At 76.0% G+C, this 24,209-nt stretch carries 17 protein-coding genes; 14 read left to right on the plus strand and 3 right to left on the minus strand.

The window, feature by feature from the left end; all coding sequences use genetic code 11:
* Positions 1-81: 81 nt before the first annotated feature.
* Positions 82-1,752 carry a dihydroxyacetone kinase family protein gene (locus WCD74_RS26770; RefSeq protein ID WP_337697959.1) on the plus strand — a complete coding sequence of 557 codons (1,671 nt, stop codon included), beginning with the start codon at positions 82-84 and terminating at the stop codon, positions 1,750-1,752.
* Here WCD74_RS26770 and WCD74_RS26775 read toward each other — a convergent pair.
* A complete protein-coding gene (locus tag WCD74_RS26775; RefSeq protein WP_337697960.1) occupies positions 1,749-3,380 on the minus strand; it encodes a Na+/H+ antiporter in 1,632 nt (543 codons plus the stop codon). The two genes, WCD74_RS26770 and WCD74_RS26775, sit on opposite strands and share 4 nt — an antisense overlap.
* A gap of 49 nt (positions 3,381-3,429) precedes the next feature.
* Between WCD74_RS26775 and WCD74_RS26780 the strand changes: the two genes are divergently transcribed.
* From WCD74_RS26780 to WCD74_RS26825, 10 genes are all read left to right on the plus strand, one after another.
* Positions 3,430-3,954 carry a type II toxin-antitoxin system PemK/MazF family toxin gene (locus tag WCD74_RS26780; RefSeq protein WP_337697961.1) on the plus strand — a complete coding sequence of 175 codons (525 nt, stop codon included), beginning with the start codon at positions 3,430-3,432 and terminating at the stop codon, positions 3,952-3,954.
* 84 nt (positions 3,955-4,038) lie between these two features.
* Positions 4,039-5,391, plus strand: coding sequence for a GlnX family signal transduction membrane protein (locus tag WCD74_RS26785; RefSeq protein WP_337697962.1), 1,353 nt, complete (start codon positions 4,039-4,041; stop codon positions 5,389-5,391).
* The gene (locus WCD74_RS26790) at positions 5,388-6,368 is read left to right on the plus strand and encodes a glutamate ABC transporter substrate-binding protein (protein WP_337697963.1); all 981 of its coding nucleotides are present in this window, start codon (positions 5,388-5,390) and stop codon (positions 6,366-6,368) included. Before WCD74_RS26785 ends, WCD74_RS26790 begins: the two co-directional genes overlap by 4 nt.
* 5 nt (positions 6,369-6,373) lie before the next feature.
* Positions 6,374-7,618, plus strand: a complete 1,245-nt coding sequence (locus WCD74_RS26795; RefSeq protein ID WP_337697964.1) for a hypothetical protein — start codon at positions 6,374-6,376, stop codon at positions 7,616-7,618.
* Positions 7,615-9,903 (plus strand): tetratricopeptide repeat protein, encoded by a 2,289-nt coding sequence (locus tag WCD74_RS26800; RefSeq protein ID WP_337697965.1) that lies wholly within the window; start codon positions 7,615-7,617, stop codon positions 9,901-9,903. Before WCD74_RS26795 ends, WCD74_RS26800 begins: the two co-directional genes overlap by 4 nt.
* Positions 9,900-11,183, plus strand: coding sequence for a PP2C family protein-serine/threonine phosphatase (locus tag WCD74_RS26805; RefSeq protein WP_337697966.1), 1,284 nt, complete (start codon positions 9,900-9,902; stop codon positions 11,181-11,183). The genes WCD74_RS26800 and WCD74_RS26805 overlap by 4 nt, the downstream gene beginning before the upstream one ends.
* On the plus strand, positions 11,180-12,484 hold the full coding sequence (locus tag WCD74_RS26810) for a vWA domain-containing protein (protein ID WP_337697967.1): 1,305 nt from the start codon (positions 11,180-11,182) through the stop codon (positions 12,482-12,484). Before WCD74_RS26805 ends, WCD74_RS26810 begins: the two co-directional genes overlap by 4 nt.
* The gene (locus WCD74_RS26815; RefSeq protein WP_337697968.1) at positions 12,481-13,191 is read left to right on the plus strand and encodes an FHA domain-containing protein; all 711 of its coding nucleotides are present in this window, start codon (positions 12,481-12,483) and stop codon (positions 13,189-13,191) included. Before WCD74_RS26810 ends, WCD74_RS26815 begins: the two co-directional genes overlap by 4 nt.
* 46 nt (positions 13,192-13,237) lie before the next feature.
* Entirely contained in the window at positions 13,238-13,735 is a 498-nt protein-coding gene (locus WCD74_RS26820) for a MerR family transcriptional regulator (RefSeq protein WP_337697969.1), read from the plus strand.
* A gap of 163 nt (positions 13,736-13,898) precedes the next feature.
* Positions 13,899-14,663, plus strand: coding sequence for an SAM-dependent methyltransferase (locus WCD74_RS26825; RefSeq protein WP_337697970.1), 765 nt, complete (start codon positions 13,899-13,901; stop codon positions 14,661-14,663).
* A 32-nt stretch (positions 14,664-14,695) separates the two neighbouring features.
* Here the strand turns inward: WCD74_RS26825 and cobN are convergent, their stop codons facing one another.
* A complete protein-coding gene (cobN, locus tag WCD74_RS26830) occupies positions 14,696-18,304 on the minus strand; it encodes a cobaltochelatase subunit CobN (protein ID WP_337698009.1) in 3,609 nt (1,202 codons plus the stop codon).
* Between the two features lie 56 nt (positions 18,305-18,360).
* Between cobN and WCD74_RS26835 the strand changes: the two genes are divergently transcribed.
* The 3 genes from WCD74_RS26835 to WCD74_RS26845 are packed head-to-tail and all read left to right on the plus strand — an operon-like array spanning position 18,361 to position 21,772.
* Positions 18,361-19,557 carry a ferredoxin-like domain-containing protein gene (locus WCD74_RS26835; protein WP_337697971.1) on the plus strand — a complete coding sequence of 399 codons (1,197 nt, stop codon included), beginning with the start codon at positions 18,361-18,363 and terminating at the stop codon, positions 19,555-19,557.
* Positions 19,554-20,243, plus strand: a complete 690-nt coding sequence (locus WCD74_RS26840) for a precorrin-8X methylmutase (RefSeq protein WP_337697972.1) — start codon at positions 19,554-19,556, stop codon at positions 20,241-20,243. The genes WCD74_RS26835 and WCD74_RS26840 overlap by 4 nt, the downstream gene beginning before the upstream one ends.
* Positions 20,240-21,772, plus strand: coding sequence for a precorrin-2 C(20)-methyltransferase (locus WCD74_RS26845; protein WP_337697973.1), 1,533 nt, complete (start codon positions 20,240-20,242; stop codon positions 21,770-21,772). The genes WCD74_RS26840 and WCD74_RS26845 overlap by 4 nt, the downstream gene beginning before the upstream one ends.
* Here the strand turns inward: WCD74_RS26845 and WCD74_RS26850 are convergent.
* Positions 21,744-24,140, minus strand: coding sequence for an NACHT domain-containing protein (locus WCD74_RS26850; RefSeq protein WP_337697974.1), 2,397 nt, complete (start codon positions 24,138-24,140; stop codon positions 21,744-21,746). The genes WCD74_RS26845 and WCD74_RS26850 overlap by 29 nt on opposite strands.
* Between the last annotated feature and the right edge of the window lie 69 nt (positions 24,141-24,209).

Raw genomic sequence — 24,209 nt, forward strand, 5'->3', positions numbered from 1 at the left:
TCCTGTTGCCGGTCTCCGGGCGGGCGACACGTCCGGGTCGGCGGCAACGGGGTGAGCCCTGGCGCTGAACGGGTGGTCGCCGTGGGTAACCCCACCCGTGTGAAGAAGCTGATCAACGACCCGTCCGACGTCGTCGCGCACGCGCTCGAGGGGGTGGCGCGGTCCACGCCCGGCGCGGCGCTGATCGAGGGGACCAGCGTGCTCGTCCGGACGGACCTGCCGTCGGACCAGGTGGCGGTGCTCTGCGGCGGCGGCTCCGGGCACGAGCCCGCCCACGCGGGCTACGTCGGGCCGGGGCACCTCGCGGGCGCGGTGTGCGGGGAGGTGTTCGCGTCGCCGTCGGCCGACGCGGTCCTGTCCGGGATCCGCGCCTTCCGCGGCCACCCGGGGGTCCTGCTCGTCGTCATGAACTACACCGGGGACCGGCTCAACTTCGGGCTGGCCGCGCAGCTCGCCCGGGCCGAGGGCATCCCGTGCGAGATGGTGACCGTCGCCGACGACGTCGCGCTCGACGCGGACGACGACGTCACCGCGGGCCGCCGCGGGCTCGCGGGCACCGTGCTGGTGACGAAGGCGGCGGGCGCCGCCGCGGCGGGCGGGGCGTCACTCGACGAGGTCGCGCGGACCGCGCGGGAGACCGCGGCCGCCGTCGGGACCATGGGGGTGGCGCTGTCCGCGGCCACCGTGCCGTCGGCGGGCGAGCCCGGCTTCGTCCTGGCGGCCGACGAGATCGAGATCGGCCTGGGCATCCACGGCGAGCAGGGTGTGCGCCGGGAGTCGCTGCGCCCGGCCGACGAGCTGGTCGACGAGGTCGTCGCGACGGTCTGCGACGACCGCGGGTTCGCCTCCGGCGACCGGGTCGCGGTGCTGGTCAACGGCACCGGGGCGACCCCGCCGATGGAGCTGTCGGTCCTGCTGCGTCGCGCACTGGAGAACCTGGAGTCGCGCGGGGTCACCGTCGAGCGGGCCTGGGCGGGCACGTTCCTGTCCTCGATCGACATGGCGGGCTTCTCGGTGGCGGTCCTCGGCCTGGACGACGCCCGCCGGGAGCTGCTGGACGCGCCGGCGCGGTCTGCGGCGTGGCCGTCCGGGTCCGGGGTCGTCGCCGGCGGGGTCCCGACGGTGCCCGACGCGGGCGACGGCCCGGCGGGCGGGGCCGCCCTCGCGGACTCCGGCGTCGCGGCCCCGACCGACCTGCGCGCACGGGTGGAGGCGGTGTGCGCCGCGGTCCGGGAGGCGGAGCCGCGGCTGACCGAGCTGGACACCGCGACCGGGGACGGCGACCTCGGGACCTCGCTGTCGCGCGGCGCGGACGCGATCGTCGCGGAGCTGGACTCCTACCGGTGGGACGACCCGGTGGCCGTGCTGCGCGGGATCGCGGCGACGCTGCGCCGGGCGATCGGCGGGACGTCCGGCCCGCTGTACGCGACGGGACTGCTGCACGCGGCGGAGCACCTCGCGAACGGTGGATCGTGGGCCACGGCGCTGCAGGCCGGCGCGGACGGCGTCTCCGACCTCGGCGGGGCGAGGGCGGGCGACCGGACGATGCTGGACGCGCTCTTCCCGGCGGCGTCGGCGCTGGCGTCCTCCGGCTCGGTGGACGACGCGCTCGGCGCCGCCCGCGAGGGGGCCGCGGCGACCGAGACGATGGCACCGCGCCGGGGACGCTCGTCCTACCTGGGCGACCGGGTCCACGGGCACCGGGACGCCGGCGCGGAGGCCGTCACCGTGTGGCTCGCCGCGCTCGCCTAGAGCCCGGACGTCCCGATCGAGCGGACGTCGAGGCGGCGCAGGACCCGGTCGGCGACCTCCGGGTCCGTGCCCGGCTCCGCGCGGGCGGCGACCACCTCGCGCCGGGCGGCGGCCAGCGCGACCGCCTGCAGCCGCTGCCACTGCTCGCGACGGCGGCGCAGCCTCGCGAGCCGCTCGCGGTAGTCGTCGTCGCCGTCGTCGTCCTCGCCGCCGGGTCGGGGGGCGTCGTCCGCCGCCAACGACCGGCCGATGCGGGCGAAGCGGGAGCGGAGCTCGTCGAGGACCTGCTCGCCCTGCTCGTCGTCGACGCCGAGGGCCGCGCGGTCGACCGTCCCCAGCTCGTCGAGGGCCGCCCGGCGGGCGCGGGTCGCGAGGCGCCGCTCGGCCTCGGCGACGACGTCGTCGTCCTCGCGCAACCCCAGGACGCGGACCAGCCACGGCAGCGTCAGCCCCGGACCGACCAGGGTCACGACGAGCACGCTGCAGGCGACGATGACGAGCTCGGCCCGGTCGGGGAAGGGCGACCCGTCGTCGAGGGTGATCGGCAGGGCGAGGGCCAGGGCCAGCGTGGCGAGCCCCCGCATCCCCGCCCACGTGAGCACGACCGTCTCGGCGGCGCTCGCCGGGGCGCGCTCCGGCGCCGCGGCACTCCGCGCGTTGAGTCGCCAGGCCGCCGTCATCCACAGCGCCCGCACCCCCACGACGACGAGGCACACGATCGCGGCGTGGGCGAGGATCTCCCCGAGCGCCCGGTCGGCCTGCTCGACGACGGCGCGCAGCTCCAGGCCGATCAGGGCGAAGGCGACGCCGGTCACGAGCAGCTCGACGACGCTCCAGAACGACGCCGCGGCCAGGCGCGCCTCGGAGGCGTCCGCGTCGGAGTGCTGGCGCATCTGCAGCGCGGTCACGACCACCGCGATCACCCCGGAGGCGCCGAGGGCGTCCGCGCCGAGGTAGACCGCGAACGGCAGGACCAGCGTCAGCCCGTTGCCCGCCACGACGTCGGTGAGGCGGTCGAGCAGCTGCCGCGCCAGCCACGCGGCGACGACGCCGAGCACGATGGCGACGACCGCGCCGTAGAGGAAGTTCGCGGCGATGGCCACGCCGCCGAGCTCACCGCCCGCCGTGGCGGCCGCGACGGCCGTCGTGAAGACGACGAGCGAGGTGGCGTCGTTGAACAGCCCCTCGCTCTGCAGCGTCGCCACCAGCCGGCGCGGCACCCGCAGCGGGCCGGCGACCGCCTCGACCGCCACGGGATCCGGCGGTGCCACCGCGGCCCCGAGGGCCAGCGCCGCCACCACGGGGACGCCGGTCAGCGCCACGAGCGTGCCCGCCACCGACGCGACCGTCGCGAGCACCAGCCCGACGGCCAGGAAGGCGATGGCCCGCCACCGCTGCCGGAAGAGCGCCCACGAGGTGCGCTGCGCGGTCGCGTAGAGCAGCGGCGGCAGGAACAGCGGGAGGATCAGCTCGGGGTCGATGTCCGGCGCCTCGATGCCCGGGACGAACGCCGCGGCGGCGCCCAGCAGCAGGAGCAGCACCGGCCAGGGCAGGCGCAACCGGTCCCCGGCCCCGGCGAGCAGCACCGCGGCGAGCATCGCCCCGACGACGACGAGGAGCACGGTCACCGGCCGACCCTACGGTCCGTCCGCCGGCGGGTTCGGCATGCTGTGCCCCATGGCGGGCTTCGGGGACTTCGTGGGCAGGGCGGTGCAGGTCGGGCTGGACATCCTGACCTCCAGCGGGGAGAACGACTCGGGACGGCGGGAGCCGGCGGGTCCTCCCCCGCCGATCCCGGGCGGGGTGCGCACCGTGCCGTCCTCGGAGCGGGCCCGGCAGATCAGCTACGCGCCCGACCTCGACGGGGCCGCGGACCCGGGCGAGATCGTGTGGACCTGGGTGCCCTACGAGGAGGACGCCTCCCAGGGCAAGGACCGGCCGGTGCTGGTGGTCGCGCGGGCGGGCGAGGCGGGCGAGCTGCTCGGGCTGATGCTCTCCTCGCAGGGGCACCGCGCCGACGACGCCAACTGGGTGCCGGTCGGCTCCGGGCCGTGGGACCGCGAGGGCCGCGACTCCTACGTCCGCCTGGACCGCGTGCTGGAGGTGCCCGAGCACGGCATCCGCCGCGAGGGCGCGATCATGCCGCAGGACCGGTTCGACCGGGTCGCGGACGAACTGCGGTCGTCGTACGGCTGGCACTGACCCCGGACTCCCTGCTCCGACCCTGGTCACGGTGTCGGTCCCCTCGGTTAGGGTGATCGACACCACGACGGGAGGGGGACCCGGATGAGCGTCACGGAGGAGCGGTCCGCTCCCCCGGCTCCCGCCACACGGGCCGGCCCCTCGGGCTGGCGGGCGCGCACGGCCGAGCTGGCCGAGCTCGGCCGCACCACCCGTGTGGGGCAGCTGGCCCGGGCCGCCCTGGTGACGCTGCTCGTCGTCCTGGTCGCCGGGGTCGTCACCCTCGTCGCGGTCCTGCGCACGCAGGCGGCGGCCGCCGACGTCGTCGAGCGCAGCGGCCCGCTCACCGCGTCGGCCCAGGAGCTCTACCGCGCCCTGTCCGACGCCGATGCGAGCGCGGGGCAGGGCTTCCTGCTCGGGGAGGCGGAGCCGGCGTCGCTGCGCCTGCGCTACCAGACCGACCTGGCCGCGGCCGGCAGCGCGCTGGCGGTCGTCGGGTCGGCGTCCGACGGCGGGGACGCGGCCGCGGTCACCACCCTGGCGCAGGGCGTCCCGGTGTACGCGGGCCTGGTCGAGACCGCGCGGACCGCCGACCGCCAGGGCCTCACCTACGGAGCGGCCTACCTGCGCGAGGCCTCCTCGTTCCTGCGCACCGCCCTGCTGCCGGCGGCCCAGCAGATCTACGACGTCCGGTCCGGCGAGCTCGCCGACGCGCAGGCCGGTGCCGACGGCGGGGTGTGGTCCGTCCTCGCGCTCCTCGCCCTCGTGGCCGCCCTCGTCGCGGTCTGGCGGCTGCACCGGCGGATCGCCCACACCACCCGCCGCCGCCTCACCCCGGGCGTGGCGCTGGCGGGGGGCGCGGTCGCGCTGCTGACCGTGTGGGGCGTCCTCGCGCTCGGCGCGTGCGCGCTGCTCACGGCGAACGCCCGCGACGCCGGCACCGGCCCGAACCGCGAGCTCGTCGCCGCCCGCTTCGCGGTGCTGCAGTCTCGCAGCGACGAGGTGCTCACCCTCGTCGCGCGGTCCACCGGCGGGGCCTACGAGCAGGACTACGTGCGCCGCAGCGTCGGCCTCTACGGATGGCAGGGTCAGCTGGACCGGGCCCGGGCCGAGGTCGGCGACGGCCCGGAGGCCGGGGACGCCGCCGCGGCGCAGGAGGCCGGCCGGCGCGGGATCGTGGTCCACAACCTGGTGCGCACCCTGGACGTCTCCGGGCAGTACGACCTGGCGGTCGCGCTCGCGCTGGGGACGGCGGCCGACGCCGGGCAGGGCTCGGTCGAGCAGGTCCAGGACGCGCTGGACCGGGCCATCACCGGCACCGCCGGCACGGCCGCCGACGCCGCGCGCACCGCCGACGCCACCACGACGCTGCTCGGCGTCGGCACCGTCGTGCTCGTCCTCGTCGCGCTGGGCGGCGTCGCCGCCGGGGTCTGGCCGCGGCTGCAGGAGTACCGGTGACGCGGCGCGTCCGGGCCCGGGTGCTCGCGGCCGTCGTGGTGCTCGGGGCGCTGCTGGCGGGCTGCTCGGCCGCGCCGACCCCGGCGCCGGTCGTCCCGGTACGCCCGGTCCCCGCCGGGACGACGGTCCTCGCGGGTCCGCCGCCGCCCGCGCGCGACACCAGCTGCGGCGACCCGCGGGTCAGCCTCACCCCCACGCCCCCGCCCGCGCCGGGCGCGATGCCCGCGGGGTCGACCATGGCGGCGATCGCCGCGCGGGGCGCCCTGATCGTCGGCATCGACCAGTCCACCGTGCCGCTGAGCTACCGCGACCCACGCAGCGGGGAGCTGACCGGACTCGACGTCGCCGTCGCCCGGGAGATGGCCCGCGCCCTGCTCGGCGACCCGAACCGCGTCCGGTTCCGCATCGAGAGCTCGGCGCAGCGCATCCCGAACCTGCTCGACGGGTCGGTCGACATGGTCGTGCAGGCGATGACCATCACCTGCGAGCGCAAGCGGCAGGTCGGGATCTCCTCGGTCTACTACGAGGCCGCGCAGCGCCTGGTCGTCCCGCGGGTCTCGCCGGTGCGCGACATCGCCGACCTGGGCGGCCGCCCGGTGTGCGCGCCGCTGGGCACCACGTCGATGGCGACGCTGCAGACCGCCCGCGGGGCCGACGGCCGGGCGCCGGTCGCCGTGGGCGTGCCGGAGAACAGCGACTGCCTGGTGCTGCTCCAGCAGGGCCAGGTGGACGCCGCCACCACCGACGACACCATCCTCACCGGGTTCGCCCTCGAGGACCGCCGGCTCGAGGTCCGCGGGTCGCCGCTGGACGCCGAGCCGTACGGCATCGCGGTCGCCCCGCAGCGCACCGACCTGCTGCGGTTCGTCAACGGCGTGCTCGACCGGATGCGGGCCGACGGCACCCTGGCGCGCATCGCCACGGCCTCGGTCGGCAACGCCGCCTCGGTCCCGCCCGCCGGCGCGTACGCGGGGTGACGACGATGTCCCCACCGGCCCCCGGCACCGCTCTCCCCGACCGCGACCGGCTCGACGCCGACCTCGCGGCCGCCGAGGACGCCGTCGTGCGGGCCTCCGCCTCGCTGGTCGACCTCGAGGCCCACCCGGGCTACGGGCTGCTCGCCCCCGGCGGCTTCACCGGGACCTCGGCGCGCCGCCGCGAGGAGACCCTGGCCACCGTCGCCGAGCTCCACCACGACCTCGCGCTCTACCGCCGGGCCGTCGCGGCCGCCCGCGAGGCGCGGGGTGCCCGCAGCCGGCCGACACCGGAGGAGCTGGCGGCGGTGGCCGAGGCCCTCCACGGGGAGTCCGTCGTGGTCACCGAGGAGGCCGTCCCGCTGCAGCGGCGCGGGTTGCTCGGCCCCACCTCGGAGGTCACCCGGACCAGCGCGGACGCCCTGCTCGCCCGGATGCGGGCCGGCTTCGACGCGGTGAGCGGCGTGGTGGCCGCCGTCGCGGCGGTGTGGGAGGCGGTGGCCGCCCAGCTGGGCCCGGTGCAGCGGGAGGTCGACGCGCTGCGGGCCGAGACCGCCGTGGGGTCGGCGCCGGACACCGCGGCCCGGCTCGACCGGGCCGCCGCCCGGGCGGACGCGCTGCGGGCCGCCGTCCTGGTCGACCCGCTGCCCCACACGGGCACCGCGGAGCCGGTCGACGCCACCGGGCTGGCCGAGGTCACGACCGCGCTGGCGGACGTCCGCGCCGTCCTGGCCGAGGCCCGCGCCCTGCGCGAGGGGCTGGACGGACGCGTCGCCGCGCTCACCGCCGAGGTCGACGCCCTGGCGGCCGTGGAGGCCGACGTCACGGTGATCGCCGCGGAGGTGGCCCGGGTGATCGACGCCCCGCCGGGTCTGCCCGTCCCCGAGCGCCGGGCGCCGGGTCTGCGGGCGGCGATCCGCGAGGCGCACGCCGACGCCCGCGCGGGCCGGTGGGAGGCGGCGTCCGCCGGGTTCGCCGCGGCCGCGGACGGGCTGGAGGCCGCCCGGCGGACCGCCGCGTCCGACCGCACCGCGCTCGGCGGGCTGCTGGACCGGCGTGCCGAACTGCGCGGCCGGCTGGGGGCGTTGCGGGCCAAGGCGTCCGCCCGCGGCCGCAGCGAGGACCTCGACCTGGACGCGCTGCACGCCCGCGCCCGCGACATCCTGTGGACCGCACCGTGCGACCTCGCGGCGGCGACGGTCGCGGTCCGCGCCTACCAGCGGGCGCTCGACGACGGGGGGCCGCCGCGATGACGAGCACGGCACCGGCCCGGTGCGCCCGGCCGGGGTGCGACGGGGAGATCGAGGCCGACGGCTTCTGCGACACGTGCGGGCGGGTCGCGGCGTCCGACCCGACAGGCGGCGCCGGCCCGGCCGGCCCAACAGGCCCGGCCGAGCCGGCAGACCCGGCCGGCCCGGCCACGGCGGCGTCCGGGCCCGTCTCCGGGCACGTCTCCGGGCCGGCGACGGCCGCCGCCCCGGGGGGCTCCGGGTCGACGCCGTCCGGGCGCAGCGGGTCCGGCCGGAGCGGGTCGGGGCGCGGCGCGTCCGGCCGCACCAGGTCGGGCTCGAGCCGGCGACGCATCGGGGCCGGTCTGGTCCCGATCGACCCGGAGCCGGCCGCCGACCCCGCCGAGGCGGTGATGGCCGACCCCGTCGTGCCGGAGTCGAGCCGGTACTGCGGGGCCTGCGACGCGAAGGTCGGGCGGGGCCGCGACGGCCGTCCCGGCCGCACCGAGGGGTTCTGCCCGCAGTGCGGGACTCGGTTCTCGTTCACGCCCGGGCTGGCGCCGGGCGAGCTGCTCGCCGACCAGTACGAGGTCCTCGGCTGCCTGGCGCACGGCGGCCTGGGCTGGATCTACCTCGCCCGCGACCGCAAGGTCCGCGACCGCTGGGTGGTGCTCAAGGGCCTGCTCAACACCGGCGACGCCGCGGCGCTCGCGGCGGCCGACGCGGAGCAGGGCTTCCTGGCCCAGCTCGTGCACCCGCGGATCGTCCGCATCTACAACGTGGTCACCGGCGAGGACGCCTCGACCTACATCGTCATGGAGTACATCGGCGGCCGGTCGCTCAAGGCGATGCGCGACCCCCGCACGCCGATGGCCCCCGAGCAGGCGCTCGCCTATGTCCTCGAGGTCCTCCCGGCGCTGTCGCACATGCACGAGCGCGGGCTGCTGTACTGCGACTTCAAGCCCGACAACGTCGTGCAGACCGGCACTGACGTCACGCTGATCGACCTCGGCGCGGTCCGGCGGATCGACGACCCGGGCGGGGACGTGTGGGGCACGGTCGGCTACCAGGCCCCCGAGATCTCGCCGGACGGGGTCGGGCCGTCGGTCGCCTCCGACGTCTACACGGTGGGGCGCACGATCGCGGTGCTGGTCGCGAACTTCGACTTCCACGGCTCCATGCGCGACGTGCTGCCCCTGCCCGAGGACGCCCCGGCGCTGGAGAACGAGCCGCTGCGGCGCCTGGTCGAACGGGCGACCGCCCCCGACCCGGCGGCGCGGTTCGCGTCCGTCGACGAACTCGCCGACCAGATCGTCGGTGTGCTGCGCCAGCTCACCGCCGAGCACTCCACCCCGCCGCCGCGCCTGTCGACGATGTTCGCCGCACCGCCGGCCTCGGTCGGGATCACCGGCCCGGCCACCCCGGGCGAGCTGGCGGACGCGCTGCCGTCCCCGCTGCCCGACCCGGACGACCCGTCGACGCCGGAGATCGTGGCCGCGGCCGCACAGGGCCCGCGGGCGGTGCTCGCGGCGGTCTCGGCCGAGGGCGTGCTCGACACCGACCAGGCCCGCCTGTCCGCCGTCGCCGCCCACCTCGACGCGGGCGACACCGACGCCGCCGGGGCGGCCCTCGACGAGCACGCCCTGCCCGGGGAGTGGACCTGGACCTGGCTGCGGGCCCGGCACGCCGCGGCGGTCGGCTCCGAGCGGCTCGCCGCCCGGCTCGTCGACGAGGTCGCCGACGCCCTGCCCGGCGAGCTCGCGCCGCTGTTCGCCCTCGCGGCCCTGGGCGAGCGCGCGGACGGCGGGGACCGGGCCGCCGCGATCACCGCGGACCGGTTCGCCCGCATCTGGCGCACGGACCACACGTGGACCGGGGCGGCGTTCGCCCTGGCCCGGTTGCGGGTGGGCGCGGGCGACCGGGTCGGTGCCGTGGAGGTCCTCGACGAGGTGCCGCCGACCTCGGTCCACGCGGCCGACGCCCGGGTGGCGGCCGTCCGGGTGCTCCTCGGGGCGCCGGATCTGACACGCTCGGCGGTCATGGAGGCCGGCGCTCGCACCGAGGGCATCGAGCTGGACCCGCTGCGCGCGGCGGAGTTGCAGACCGAGGTGCTCGAGGCCTACCGCCGCACCGGGTCCGACGGCACCGGCCCGGACGCGGTGCTGTTCGGCTGCCGGCTCGACGACGACGGGCTCGGGTTCGGGATCGAGGAGCGGTACCGCCTGCGGGCCCGCTTCGCGACCTCCCTCGCGGAGCGCTTCGAGCTGGTGGACGCCGCCAACGACGCGCGACCGTGGACGCGGCGATGACGGCGGCGGACGCGCAGCGCAGCGGAGCCGGACCGTCGATGGCGGCCGGGGCCGTGTGCTCCTCGTGCGGGGAGCTCGGCGAGCCCGGCGACCGGTTCTGCGAGGGCTGCGGGCTCGCGTTGCCGGAGACGGTCGGACCACCGCCGGAGACCCGTCCCGGCACCCGGGCGCGGCCGGTCACGGCCCGGGTCGCGACGGGGCCGCGTGCGGAACGCGACGGCGAGGGGCACGATCACGGCTCCGTCGACGGGACCGTCGACGGGACCGGGGCGGCCGGGGGCCGCGGAGCGCCGTGCGCGGCGTGCGGGGAGGGGACCATCGCCAATCAGGACGAGCACGCCGATAGGGGTTTCTGCGACGACTGCGGCCGGCCCACCGAGGACACCGACGGCACCGACGGTGACGGGGCGGGCACCGTCCCGCCCGGTTCCCGCGACCACGCCGCCCACGCGGTCGAGGGCGCGGCGGCGGTCACCGACCTCGGCCGGGTCCGGGCGGCGAACGAGGACGCGTACGGCCTCGCCCGGCTCCCCCTGGCCGGCGGAGCCGGCGACCTGGTCGTCGGGGTGGTCTGCGACGGCGTCGCGTCCGTGCCGGGCAGCGAGGCGGCCTCGGTGACCGCGTGCGCCGCCGTGCTCGACACCGCCCGCGACGCCCTCGCGCACCCCGACCACGGCGACCCCGAGCTCGCCCCGACCGGCGGCGTCGACCTGACCGAGCTGGCGTACGTGTGCGCGGACCAGGCGATCGACGCCGTGAGCGCCCTCGCCGGCCGGGACTCCCCGGCGTGCACGTACGTCTCGGCGCTGGTCGCCGCGGAGGTGCTCGTCATCGCCTGGATCGGCGACAGCCGCGCCTACTGGCTCACCCCGGACGAGCCCGCGGCCTCGGCGGTACTGACCACGGACGACTCGTGGGCGGCGGAGGCGGTCGCGATCGGGCTGCTGGACGCCGAGACCGCGTACGCCGACCCGCGGGCGCACGCGATCACCCGCTGGGTCGCCGCGGACGGGCCGCCCGGCCCGGCCCACGTCGTCGCGCACGCCGCCGACCGGCCCGGGATCGTGCTGATCTGCAGCGACGGGCTGTGGAACCACGTGCCCGCCCCGTCGGACCTGGCCCGGCTCGTCGCCTCCACGCCGCCGCGGACCGCCGCCGCGATGCTGGAGGCCGCGCTGGACGACGGCGGAACGGACAACACCACGCTCGTCGTCATCGACGTCGGGTACTGGTCCGACCTGCCCGGGCGGAGCCCGATCGAGGACCGGGAGGCGCCGTGAGCACTCCGCAGTTCACCGTCGAGGCGTTCCACAACGCCTACCTGCCCGAGGGTGGGTCCGAGGTCGACGCGATCGTCTCGGTCACCGCGTCGGGCCTGGGCGGGGCGGCCGCGGCGGCAGGGACCGGGGCCGCGCAGGTCGTCGTCATCGACTGCTCCGGCTCCATGGGCGACCCGGCCACCAAGATCGCGGCGGCGCGCCGGGCCACCCGGGCGGCGGTGGACGCGCTGCCCGACGGGGTGCTGTTGGCGGTCGTCGCGGGCCGCCACGACGCCCGGATGGTGTTCCCGACGGCGGAGCGCATGGTGGTGCTGGACCGGGTCACGCGGCGGCAGGCGCACGCGGCCGTCGATCACCTGACCCCCTCCGGCGGCACCGCGATCGGGACGTGGCTGCGGCTGGCGCAGCGCCTCCTGTCGCCGCACCCGCGGCGGCTGCGGCACGCGATCGTGCTGACCGACGGCAAGGACGAGCACGAGACCCCCGAGGAGCTCGCGGCCGCCCTGGACGCGTGCGAGGGCGTGTTCACCTGCGACGCCCGCGGGATCGGGACGGACTGGGTGGTCGGCGAGGTGCGGTCCGTCGCCCGGCGGCTGCTCGGCACCGCCGACATCGTCGCCGAGCCGGAGCACCTCGCGGCGGACTTCGAGGGCATCGTGGAGCGGGCGATGGGCCGGGGTGTCGGCGACGTCGCGCTGCGGGTGTGGGCCCCGCGCGGGGCGACCGTGCGCTCGGTGAAGCAGGTCTCCCCGACCGTCGAGGACCTCACCGACCGCCGCTCCCCCGACCCGGCGAAGCCGCTCATCGGCCTCTACCCCACCGGGTCCTGGGGCGACGAGACCCGCGAGTACCACGTGCGGATCGCCCTCGACCCCCTGGCCGTCGGGGAGGAGATCCTCGCGGCGCGGGTCGGGATCGCCGCGCCGTCGCTCGCCGGGGACGGGGCGCTCGCGGAGACGCGCGTGCCGGTCAGCTGGACCGGCGACTCCGCCCTCGCCACGCGGCTCAACCGGCGGGTGGCGCACTACACCGGCCAGGCCGAGCTCGCGGAGGCGATCCAGGAGGGGCTCGACGCCCGGCGCGCGGGCGACGTCCCCACCGCGACCGCGCGTCTCGGGCGGGCCGTGGCGTTGGCGGCCGAGTCCGGCAACGAGGAGACCGCGGCGCTGCTGGAGAAGGTCGTGGAGGTGGCGGACCCGGTCACCGGGCGGGTCCGGCTGCGCCGCGAGGTGGCCGCCGCCGACGAGATGACCCTCGACGTCCGGTCCACCCGGACGGCGCGGGTGCGGGAGAGCTCGTGAGCGCGGTGGTCTGCCGGCACGGCCACACCTCGACGACCACGGACTTCTGCGACGAGTGCGGGGTGCCCATCGAGGCGGGAGCGGCCGCTCCGGTCCCGGGCCCGGACCCCGTCCCCGCGCCGACGGCGGACGGGAACGACGCCGCGGAGGTGTGCCCGCTGTGCGGGACCCCGCGCACGGGCCGGTTCTGCGAGGAGGACGGGCACGACTTCGTGCTCCAGGGCGGGACCGCCGCTCCCACCCCCGCTCCGGCGCCGGCCGCGCCACCCGCCGTCACGAACGCCCCGGCCGCGGAGGGGACCTGGCTGGTGACGGTCGAGGCCGACCGGCGCTACTACGAGTCGGTCGTGGCGCGGGAGGGCCCGGACATCGCCGCGGTGACGTTCCCGAACTACTACCCGGCCGCCGAGATCCCGCTGGTCGGCGCGGAGGTGCGGATCGGGCGCCGCCGGGTCAACGGGTCGACGCCGCCCCCGCAGATCGACCTCGCGGGCCCGCCGCTCGACCCGGGGGTCTCGCACCTGCACGCGGTGCTGCTCCCCCGGCCCGACGACGACGGCTGGTCGGTGCTCGACCCGGGGTCGACCAACGGCACGACGATCAACTACGCGGACGACCCGATCGCCCTGGACACCGTGGTGCCGCTGCGCCCGGGCGACCGGGTGCACGTGGGCGCCTTCACCACGCTGGTGGTCGACCGGCGCTGAACCGACGGGTGGCTTCGAGTGCACTCGAAGTCCTAGGGTCGACCGGGTGACGACCACCCTGGAGGACCACCACCCGGCGGCCCGGCTGCGCGCGGTCCTGGAGTCCGCCGCGAGCGACGACGGCGCGCTGCCCCCGCTCGACCAGGAGCTGGTGCGCGCGCTGGAGCTGCCCGAGGACCACGCGGAGACGCTCGGGATCGCCGAGGTCGCCGAGCTCACCGGCATCACCGCCCACACGCTGCGCTACTACGAGCGGATCGGCCTGGTCACGGTCCCGCGCGACGCGGCCGGCCGGCGGGTCTACGACCGCGAGGCGCTCGGCCGCATCCGGTTCGTCACGTGGCTGCGGCTGTCCGGCATGCCGATCGCGTCGGTCGGCCGGTACGTCGAGCTCGCCGGACAGGGTCCGCACACCTCCGACGAGCGGCTCGCCCTGCTCGTGGAGCACCGGGCCGCCGTGGCCTCGCACCTGCGCGAGCTGCAGACCGCCCTCGCCGTCGTGGACTACAAGATCGCCACGTACGGCGGCGCCTGCGGCGTGTGACCCCGCCCGGGCGGAATGTGCCCGTCCGTCCCTCCCGCGACCGACCCCCGTGTTACACCTGAACGGCCTAGTGCGATACAAGATCCATGGGCTCGGGGAGGGGGTCGGGGTGGACGGGACGGCGTGTCGCCCGCAGTCCGCGGGGGGCGGCGGGGAGGTCGCGGTGACGGAGGGGCCGAACCTCGCGCGCGCGACGAACTACCTGATGGGTGGCGGGGCGAACTTCGCGGCCGACCGGGCCGCGGTGAACGAGATGCTCGCGATGGACCCGGGGCTCGGGCGGCGCATCCAGGCGTCGCGTGCCTTCGTCTCGCGGGCCGTGCGTGACGCGCTGGACGACGGATGCGACCAGTTCCTCGAGCTCGGGGCGGGCATCCCGGCGCCGGGCGGGCTGCACTCGCTGGTGGGCCCCGCGGCCCGCGTCGTCTACGTCGACGTCGACCCGGTGGCGGTGGCCTCCACCCGCGAGGTACTCGTGGGCCCGGACGCGGACGGCGTCGCGGTCGTCCAGGCGGACCTGCACGACGCGGACGGCGTGCTCGCGCAGGTGACCGCCGGGGGCCTGCTGGACCTGGGCCGCCCGGTGACCGTCGTGTGCTCCTCGGTGCTGCAGTGGCTCGCCGACAGCGACGGGCCCACGCTCGCCCGGGTCTTCGCCACCTACCACGACGGCCTCGCGCCCGGGAGCCTGCTCGTGATCAGCACGGCGCACCCCGACGATCTCGCGGACCACGAGGCGGACGAGAAGCAGCCGATCATCTCCCGGGCCGTCGCCCCGGTGCGGCTGCGCGGCCGGTCCGAGCTCGCCCGGATCGTCGGGGCGTGGGACCTCCTCCCGCCCGGCATCGTCGACGTCGTCGACTGGCCGGAGACGTCGGGAGCCGACACAGCCGGCTTCTACGGCGTGGTGTGCGCTGCGCGCAGGTGAGCACTTTCCCGTGCTCCAGCACGGGAAAGTGCTCACCTGGCGTCAGCCACATCGCCTTCCGCATCCCCCTCGGCCTCCAGGAACGCCTCGCGCAGCGACTCGACCATCGCCGGCTCCGGGTTCTCCCACAGGCCGCGGTCGACCGCCTCGAGCAGGCGCTCCGCCATGCCGTGCAGCGCCCACGGGTTGGCGTCGCGCAGGAACTGCCGGTTCTCCGGGTCGAGCACGTAGTTCTCGGTCAGTGAGCCGTACATCCAGTCGCTGACGGTGCCCGCAGTCGCGTCCCAGCCGAACAGGTAGTCCACCGTCGCGGCCATCTCGAAGGCGCCCTTGTAGCCGTGGCGGCGCATCGCGGCCATCCAGCGCGGGTTCACCACGCGGGAGCGGAACACCCGCGCGGTCTCCTCGATCAGCGAGCGCGTCCGCACCGCCTCGGGCCGCGTCGAGTCCCCGACGTAGGCCGCCGGCGCCGCCCCGGTCAGCGCGCGCACCGTCGCGATCATGCCCCCGTGGTACTGGTAGTAGTCGTCGGAGTCGGCGATGTCGTGCTCGCGGGTGTCGATGTTCTTCGCCGCCACCGCGATCCGCTGGTAGGCCGCACGCATCTCCTCGACCGCGGACTCCCCCTGCCGGTCGCGGCCGTAGGCGTGCCCGCCCCAGGTCGTGTAGATCTCCGCGAGGTCGGCGTCGCCGCGCCACTCGCGCGAGTCCATCGCCTGCAGCAGGCCCGCGCCGTAGGCCCCGGGCGGGGAGCCGAAGATGCGGGTCGTGGCCTGCTGCCAGGTGCTTCCCGACGACAGGTCGGCGCGGGCGTGCGCGGCGACGAAGTTGTCCTCGTCGGCCTCCTCGAGCCCCGCCGCCAGCTGTACGGCGTCGTCCATCATGGCGACCACGTGCGGGAACGCGTCCCGGAAGAACCCCGAGATCCGCAGCACGACGTCGGCCCGGGGCCGCCCGAGCTCGCTCGCCTCGGTGACCTCCAGGCCGGTGACCCGCCGCGACGCCTCGTCCCACACCGGGCGCACGCCCATGAGCGCCAGCGCCTCGGCGACGTCGTCCCCGCTGGTGCGCATCGCCGCGGTCCCCCACAGCGACAGGCCGACGGAGGTGGGCCACTCGCCGTCGTGGTCGTCGCGGTAGCGCTCCAGCAGGGAGTCGGCCAACATCTGGCCGGTCTCCCAGGCGAGCCGCGACGGCACCGCGCGCGGGTCGATGGAGTAGAAGTTCCGGCCGGTCGGCAGCACGTTGACCAGCCCGCGCAGCGGCGAGCCGGACGGCCCCGCCTTCACGTGCCCGCCGTCCAGGGCGTGCAGGACCCCGTCGATCTCCTCGGTGGTCCGGCCCAGGCGCGGCACCACCTCGGTGGCGGCGAAGCGCAGGATGTCCACCACCGTCGCGTCCGGACCCGACCCGAGCACCTCGGTCGCGACGTCGTGGGCGTCGTCGGCGACCCAGTCCCGCTTCTCCATCCCGACGACGAGCGAGTGCGCCAATTCCTCGGCGCGGTCGACGTCGATGCGGGAGGCCGCCCCGGCGGACTCGTCGAGTCCCAGGGCCTCGCGCAGACCCGGGAGCGCCTGCGTGCCCGACCACATCTGCCGCGCCCGCAGCACCGCGAGCACCATGTCGACCCGTTCCTGCCCGGCCGGCGCCCGGCCCAGGACGTGCAGGCCGTCGCGGATCTGCGCGTCCTTGATCTCACAGAGCCAGCCGTCGAGATGCATGATGAAGTCGTCGAAGCGCTCGTCGTCGGGCTGGTCGTTCACCCCGAGGTCGGAGTCGAGCTTGGCGGCCTGGATGAGCTGCCAGATCTGCCCGCGGATCGCCTCGATCTTGCCGGGGTCCATCGCCTGGATCGACGCGTACTCGTCGAGCAGCTGCTCGAGGCGGGCGAGGTCGCCGTAGGACTCCGCCCGCGCCATCGGCGGGACGAGGTGGTCGACCAGCGTGGCGTGGGCGCGGCGCTTGGCCTGCGTCCCCTCCCCCGGGTCGTTGACCAGGAACGGGTAGACCAGCGGCAGGTTCCCGAGGATCGGGTCGGGGGCGCAGGACGCGCTGGAGGCGACCGTCTTGCCCGGCAGCCACTCCAGGTTCCCGTGCTTGCCGACGTGCACCAGCGCGTGCGCCCCGAACCCGGTCTGCAACCAGCGGTAGGCGGCCAGGTAGTGGTGCGACGGCGGCAGGTCGGGGTCGTGGTAGATCGCGATCGGGTTCTCCCCGAACCCGCGGGGCGGCTGCATCATGACGACGACGTGGTCGCGCTCGATCGCGGCGAGGACGATCGACCCCTGGTCCAGGAACATCGAGCCGGGCGCCGCGCCCCAGTGCTCCTCGACGCCCGCGCGGAAGTCCTCCGGCAGGGAGTGGAACCACTCCGTGTACTCCGCCGCGTCGATGCGCACCGGGTTGGCCGCCATCTGCTCCTCGGTCAGCCAGTCCTGGTCGTAGCCGCCGGCGTCGATGAGGGCGCGGATGAGCAGGTCGCCGTCACCCTCCTCGAGCCCGGGCACGTCACCGATCCGGTAGCCGGCGTCGCGCATGGCGTGCAGGAGCGCCACGACGGAGGCGGGCGTGTCCAGCCCGACCGCGTTGCCGATGCGCGCGTGCTTCGTCGGGTAGGCACTCAGGACGAGCGCGATCTTCTTGTCGGCGTTCGTCAGGTGGCGCAACCGGCCGTGGGAGACCGCGAGCCCGGCGACCCGCGCCGCCCGCTCGGGGTCGGCGACGTAGACCGGCAGGCCGTCGGCGTCGGTCTCCTTGAACGAGAACGGCACGGTGATGATCCGGCCGTCGAACTCGGGCACCGCGACCTGGTTCGCGGCGTCGAGGGGGCTGACGCCGTCGTCGTCGCCGAGCCACTCCTCGCGGCTCCGGGTGAGGCAGAGCGCCTGCAGGATCGGGACGTCGAGGGCGGCGAGCGCGCCGGTGTCCCACGACTCGTCGTCCTCGCCGGCGGAGGCCGAGGCGGGCTTCGAGCCGCCGGCCGCGAGCACCGTCGTGACGAGGACGTCGGCGGTCTTCAGGACGTCGAGCAGCTCGGCGTCCGGGCTGCGGAGGCTCGAGCAGAACAGCGGCTCGGGGACGCCGCCGGCGTCGACGACGGCGCGGCACAGCGCGTCGACGAACGCGGTGTTGCCCGCCACGTGGTGCGCGCGGTAGTAGACGACGGCCACGCGCGGGCCGGGCCCGTCGACGTCCGCCCAGCCCGGGAGGCGGCCCCAGGTCGGCATCTCCGCCGGCGGGGCGAACCCGTGCCCGGTGAGCAGCACGGTGTCCGAGAGGAACGCGGCCAGCTCGCGCAGGTTGTCCGGGCCGCCCTGGGCGAGGTAGAGGTGCGCCTGGGTCGCGACCCCGACGGGCACCGTCGAGGACTCCATGAGCTGCGCGTCCGGCGCCTGCTCCCCGCCGAGCACGACGACGGGTCGCGGGCCGGCGGCCAGCAGGTCGAGCCCGGTCTCCCAGGACTGCCGCGAGCCGAGCAGGCGCACGACGACGAGGTCGACACCGTCGAGCAGGCCCGGCAGGTCCGTCTCCGGGTCGATCCGCGACGGGTTCGCCCAGCGCCAGCCGACCGCGGCCCCGTCGGAGCCCGCCCGGGCCGAGCGGAGGTCGGTGTCGGAGGTCGAGAGGAGCAGCAGCACGCGCTCCATCTCATCATCTGCGCAGACCGTGTGTCATCGGCCGTAGTGTGTGGCCGATGCCCCGCACCCGCTCCCGACCCGACGCCTGCCCCGGCGCCTGGCGCCGGCACGACGCCGCCGACGGCGCGCTGGCCCGGTTCCGGCCGGTCGGCGGGGCGACCACCGCGGACGAGCTGCGCCTGCTCGCGGGGGCCGCGGCCGCCGGTGGTTCACCGGTCGAGCTGACCTCCCGGGGATCCTGGCAGGTCCGGGGTCTCGCGGGAAGCACGGCCGACGACCTGGCCGACGCCCTGCGCTCCGAACGGCCCGACGCCCTCGTCGACGCGCAGGGCCGCGACGTCCCGTGCAGCGTCATCGCCTCGCCCCGCTCGACGCGCGTCGACCCGGTGGCGGCCGAGGTGGCGGCGGCGCTCCGGGGGCGGACGGACGTGCCGGGGCGGCTGCTGATCGCCATCGAGGACCGGTCGGCCGTGAGGGGAGGATCCGCCCGCCCCGACAGCGTGCGGGTTCCCCTCACGCGGGCGGTGGGGGACGTCAGCGGGCAGGGTGCCGACGTCACGGTGGTCCTACTCGACGACGGGGCCGCGCTCCTGCTCGACGGCGTCGACACCGGCCTGCGGGCCGACGACCCGGCCGCCCTCGCGCTGGCCGCCGTCGACGCGTTCACCGCCCACCGCGGGTCGGCCTGGCGCGTGCGGGAGCTGGACGACGCGGCGCGCACGGCGCTGCTGGACGCCCTGCGCGACCGCACCACCCCCGCCGTCGGGAACCCTCTCGAGCCGGGCCCGGCGGACCCGACGCGCCTGGGGCCCGACGGGACCACGCTGGAGGTCCTCCCCCGGCTCGGCGAGGTCGACCTGCCGACGGCGGTCGCACTGCTGGAGCTGATGGGCCACGGCGCGACGCTGCGCGCGACCCCCTGGCGCACGCTCGTGCTCCGCGACGCCCCGGACGGCGCCGTCGAGCGGCTCGCCGGCCTGGTGGAGACCGATCCGGCCTCCCGGTGGCGCGGGGTCTCGGCGTGCGTCGGGGCGCCGCGGTGCCGGAAGTCGCTCACGGACGTGCGGGCGGACCTGGCGGCGGCGGTCGCCTCGGGGCACGTGGGCGGGACGGTCCGGCAGCACTGGGTGGGCTGCGGTCGGGCGTGCGGGACCCCGGGAGGACGCGTCGCGGTCGTGGAGGCGGTCCCGCCGGAGACGGAGACGAGCGGCACGTACCGGACGGTCGTCCGTTCGGGGAAGGTGAGCGGATGATCTCGGGCGAGGTGGCCCCGGCGACGGGCGTGATCCACGAACCGGACTCCCGGTCGGTACCGGCGTACGTGGTCGACGGCGACGAGATCTACCGCCGGTCGTTCGCGATCATCCGCGCCGAGGCCGAGCTGGACCACCTGCCGGCGGACGCGCACGACCTGGTCGTCCGCATGATCCACTCGTGCGGCATGACCGACCTCGGCGTCGACACCGCGGTCTCCCCCGGTGCGGTCACCGCCGCGCACGCCGCGCTACGCGCCGGTGCGCCGGTGCTGTGCGACGCGATGATGGTCGCCTCCGGGATCACACGCCGGTTCCTGCCGGCAGGCAACGACGTCGTCTGCACCCTGAACGACCCGGACGTCCCCGCCAAGGCGGCCGCCCTGGGCACCACCCGCTCGGCCGCGGCGCTGGACCTGTGGCTGCCGCTGCTGGAGGGCGCGGTCGTCGCGATCGGCAACGCCCCGACCGCGCTCTTCCGCCTGCTGGAGCTGATCGAGGCGGGCGCACCGCGACCCGCCGTCGTGCTGGGGCTGCCGGTGGGCTTCGTGGGGGCGATGGAGTCCAAGGCGGCCCTGGCCGGGCACCCGGCGGGCCTAGAGCACGTCGTGGTGCACGGCCGCCGGGGTGGCTCCGCCATGACCGTCGGGGCCGTCAACGCGCTCGCGCTGGGAGCACGGGCATGACGACGGGTCGGCTGTTCGGGGTCGGCGTCGGCCCGGGCGACCCGGGGTTGATGACGGTGAAGGCGGTCGAGCTGATCCGGGACGCGGACGTGGTCGCCTACCACTGCGCCCGGCACGGCCGGTCGAACGCCCGCCGGATCGCCGCGGAGTACCTCGTCGGGCAGATCGAGGAGGCCCTGACCTACCCGGTCACCACCGAGGAGACCGACGACTACCAGGGCCGGATCGACGCCTTCTACACCGAGGCCGCCGCGCGCCTGGCCGCCCACCTCGACGCCGGGCGCGACGTGGTGGTGCTCGCCGAGGGCGACCCGTTCTTCTACGGCTCCTACATGCACCTGCACAAGCGGCTGGCGCACCGCTACGAGGCGACGGTCGTGCCGGGCGTGACGAGCGTGGCCGCGGCCGCCGCGTCGCTGGGGACCCCGCTGGTGGAGCGGGACGAGGTCCTGACGGTGCTGCCCGGCACGCTGGATCCCGACGAGCTCGCGCGCCGCCTGGCCGACACGGACGCGGCCGCCGTCATGAAGCTGGGTCGGACGTTCACCGGTGTGCGGGCCGCCCTGCGCCGGGTCGGCCGCGCGGACGAGGCGTACTACGTCGAGCGGGCCAGCGGGGCCGACGAACGCCGGGCACGCCTGGAGGACGTCGACGAGGCGTCCGTGCCGTACTTCAGCGTCGGGATCGTGCCGTCGCGGGTGCACGTGGCGACGACGGAGCAGGCGCGGGCGGAGGGGGCGTTGGGTGCCAGCAAAGCGTCACTGCTTGCACCCAGTGACAGGAACGCCACACCGTCGACCGGCCGCGTCACCGTCGTCGGACTCGGCCCCGGCAGCCGCGACCGGCTCACGCCCGAGGCCTTCACCGCGCTGGCCGAGGCCGACGACGTCGTCGGGTACAGCACCTACGTCGCGCGCGTGCCGGTGAACCCGCGGCAGCGCGTGCACGGCTCGGACAACAAGGTGGAGTCCGAGCGGGCGGCGTTCGCGCTGGACCTGGCCCGTTCCGGACGGCGGGTCGCGGTCGTCTCCTCCGGCGACCCCGGCGTCTTCGCGATGGCCTCGGCGGTCGTCGAGGTGGCGGCCGAGGACTATCCCGACGTCGAGGTGCGGGTGCTCCCCGGCGTGACGGCGGCCCACGCCGTCGCCGCCCGGATCGGCGCCCCGCTCGGGCACGACTACGCGACGATCAGCCTGTCCGACCGCCTGAAGTCGTGGGAGGTCGTCGAGCGCCGACTGGCCGCCGCGGCCGACGCCGACATGGTGATCGCGCTCTACAACCCGGCGTCGCGGTCGCGGACCTGGCAGGTCGAGGCGGCGAGGGAGATCCTGCTCAAGTACCGCGACGAGACGACCCCGGTGATCGTCGGACGGGACGTCGACGGCCCGGAGGAGTCGGTGCGGGTCGTCGCGCTGGGCGCCCTGGTGCCCGCCGAGGTCGACATGCGCACCCTGCTGATCGTCGGCTCGTCGCAGACCCGGTGGGTGGCGGGCCGGGTGTTCAGTCCTCGGCGGTGGCCGACGCCCTGAGGACCTCGCCGGTCCGAGGTGTGGCCTGCTGGTCGCGCCCGACGCCCGCGAGGTGGTCCTGCAGCTCGGCGTGCCGGAACTGGTAGGTCGACCCGACGGCGCGGAGCAGACCCCACCGGTGCATGTCCTGGAGGAACGGCATCAAACGCCAAGGAGAGCGTCGGCGTAGGGCGCGGCGCATGACTGCGGTCAGGTAGCGGGTCCAGGCCGTTCCGCCAACGGTAAGTACGAGCCCGCCGCCAACGAACACGATGAAGCCGAACAGCCCGAACCCGAGCGAGCCCGGGAGGGCGGGGAGCAGGGCAGTAGCGTCCATCCCGATCAGCACGCACAGCGCCACGAACCAGCTGGCGGCGCGTAGGGCGGCGTAGGTGCGGTCGGCTCGCAGCGTCGACCGCGGAGTATCGACAGCGTCGTGCGCGCGATCGGTTCGCGCCCAGGCAGGTATCGCCCAAACGAGCGCGACGAGGACGGCCGTCAGAGCGACGATGCCGATGAAGATCGCTGCCGCCCAAACCGCACTGGCGACACCGACGGTCGCGGACGGCGCGAGGACGAGGCCCATGGCGCCGGCCAGGACGATACCCATGGCAATACCGGGCACCTGCAATGCGGCGAGCGCCCGGAGACGACCCCTCAGCCGGAAGTCCGCGCGGACAGGGAACGACGTCGAGCGCGCGGCCGCCACTCGGCGGCCCACCTCCGCACCGAGCACCGTGACGAGGACGCCGACGACGGATGCCACCGTCGCCAGCACCCCCGCCGAGGGCAGGGTGGCGCCCCAATTCCGGAGAGCGACGCTGACAGGAGTGGCGATGAGGATCTCGACGGGCGTCGCCATCTGCGCGCCCACAGTGATCCCGAGAGCGAACAGGACGCGATCTGCTCGACGCCGACGTCGACCTCCGGCGAGGAGCACGCCGGTCGCGAATCCCGCGAGGACGAGGAGCACGGACAGCGTGCCGAGCGAGACGTAGACCGCTTCGGGTGCCCCGACACCGAAGGCCCGTAGGGCGACGCCGATGGGCGCGAGCACGGTGTAGACCACCAGCGTCGTCAGGAGGGCGCCGAGAAATCCAGCAACGGTACGGCGGATCAGACGTCGGACGAGGCCGTCGGACATCTTCGGCTCGGGCAACCGCCACCATCGGAGCTCCCGTTCCCCTGCTGCATCGAGGTCGACGGCGAGCGTCACAAGCCAGCGTGCGATGACGTCGAGCTCTCGCACGCGCTCGCCCCGAGCGCGAGCCAACCGTCGTTCTCGCTCGTATACCGCGGCCAGCAGTCCGCGTAGGAGACGGGTCCGCACGGCCGGAGCACCGGGGTGCGACGCCGCGTCGAGCAATGCGGCCGGGTCCTCGTCGCCCTCGAGCAGGACAGTGCGGACCAACCACACGTCCAGCGGGGTCGCAGCCGCCGCGGCGAAACCTGCGTCGCCTGCACGTAGCCGGTCGACGACGGGCTGCCACTGCGAGCGCTGCGGGAGCGGCGTCGCCTGCTCCAGGTAGTCCGCGACGGCCGTCGAGGGGAGCGACTGCCCCTCGACCACCAGCGCGGAGGTAACGGTGTTGCTGCGGCGAACCGCCTCCCGATACTCGGCGGTGCGGGAGGTGAGGACGACGCCGTCAGTGTCGCCCAGTGAGTCGTTCAGCGCGGTGATCAGGTCAGGCCGGGCGTCTTCAGGCACTTCGTCCAACCCGTCGAGGACCGGAAGGACGTGCCGGCCGGCGACGAGTGCTGCAGCCGTTCCGGCTCCCGCTCCGCGGAGGACTGGATGCTCTCGGTCGAGGTGCTCGGCGAGCCAGCTCCACAGCTCGGGGTGCTCGTCGAGGTCCCACTCCGCGAGCGCCAGCAGGACGGGGACGGGATCGTCATCCTCCCGCTGGCGCAGCGTCTCCACAACGACCTGCGCAGCCAGCGTCGTCTTGCCCGAGCCTGCGACGCCGAGGACGACCAGGCGGGGTCGGCGCCGGGCGAGGAGATCCTCGACCAGCGCGTCCACACGATCACCGCGGAACTCGGACTCCGTGGGCCGGTCGCCCAGATCGGGCACCGACTGCCACCGGACGGGCATCGGGTAGGGGTCGAAGAGTCGGCGGAGCCGCAGCTCGTCCTCCCATTGAGACCGAACCCGTGCGGCCAGCGCGATCCGGCCGGCGGCGACCAGGGCCGCCGGGTCACGAGGCGCAGTACCGGCCCGTGCCCCGAGTACCGCGACGACGACGGAGACCAAGACGAGCACGACGAGCACGAGCCACCGCGTGCTGCCGTCGGCAAGCCAGGACGGCGTGTCCTGCGTGGCGTAGTTGACCACGACCGAGACCGCAACCGACAGCGCGAGGGCGCTGCCGGCGACCGCTCCAGCCACGCGCGTCCCCCCGGGCACGACGGGATGGTAGCGAGTCTCGGACCTGCTCAGACCGTCGTCGCCGGACTT

Origin of the sequence: Actinomycetospora aurantiaca (assembly GCF_037401875.1) — a bacterium.
GTDB classification, from domain to species: Bacteria; Actinomycetota; Actinomycetes; order Mycobacteriales; family Pseudonocardiaceae; genus Actinomycetospora; species Actinomycetospora aurantiaca.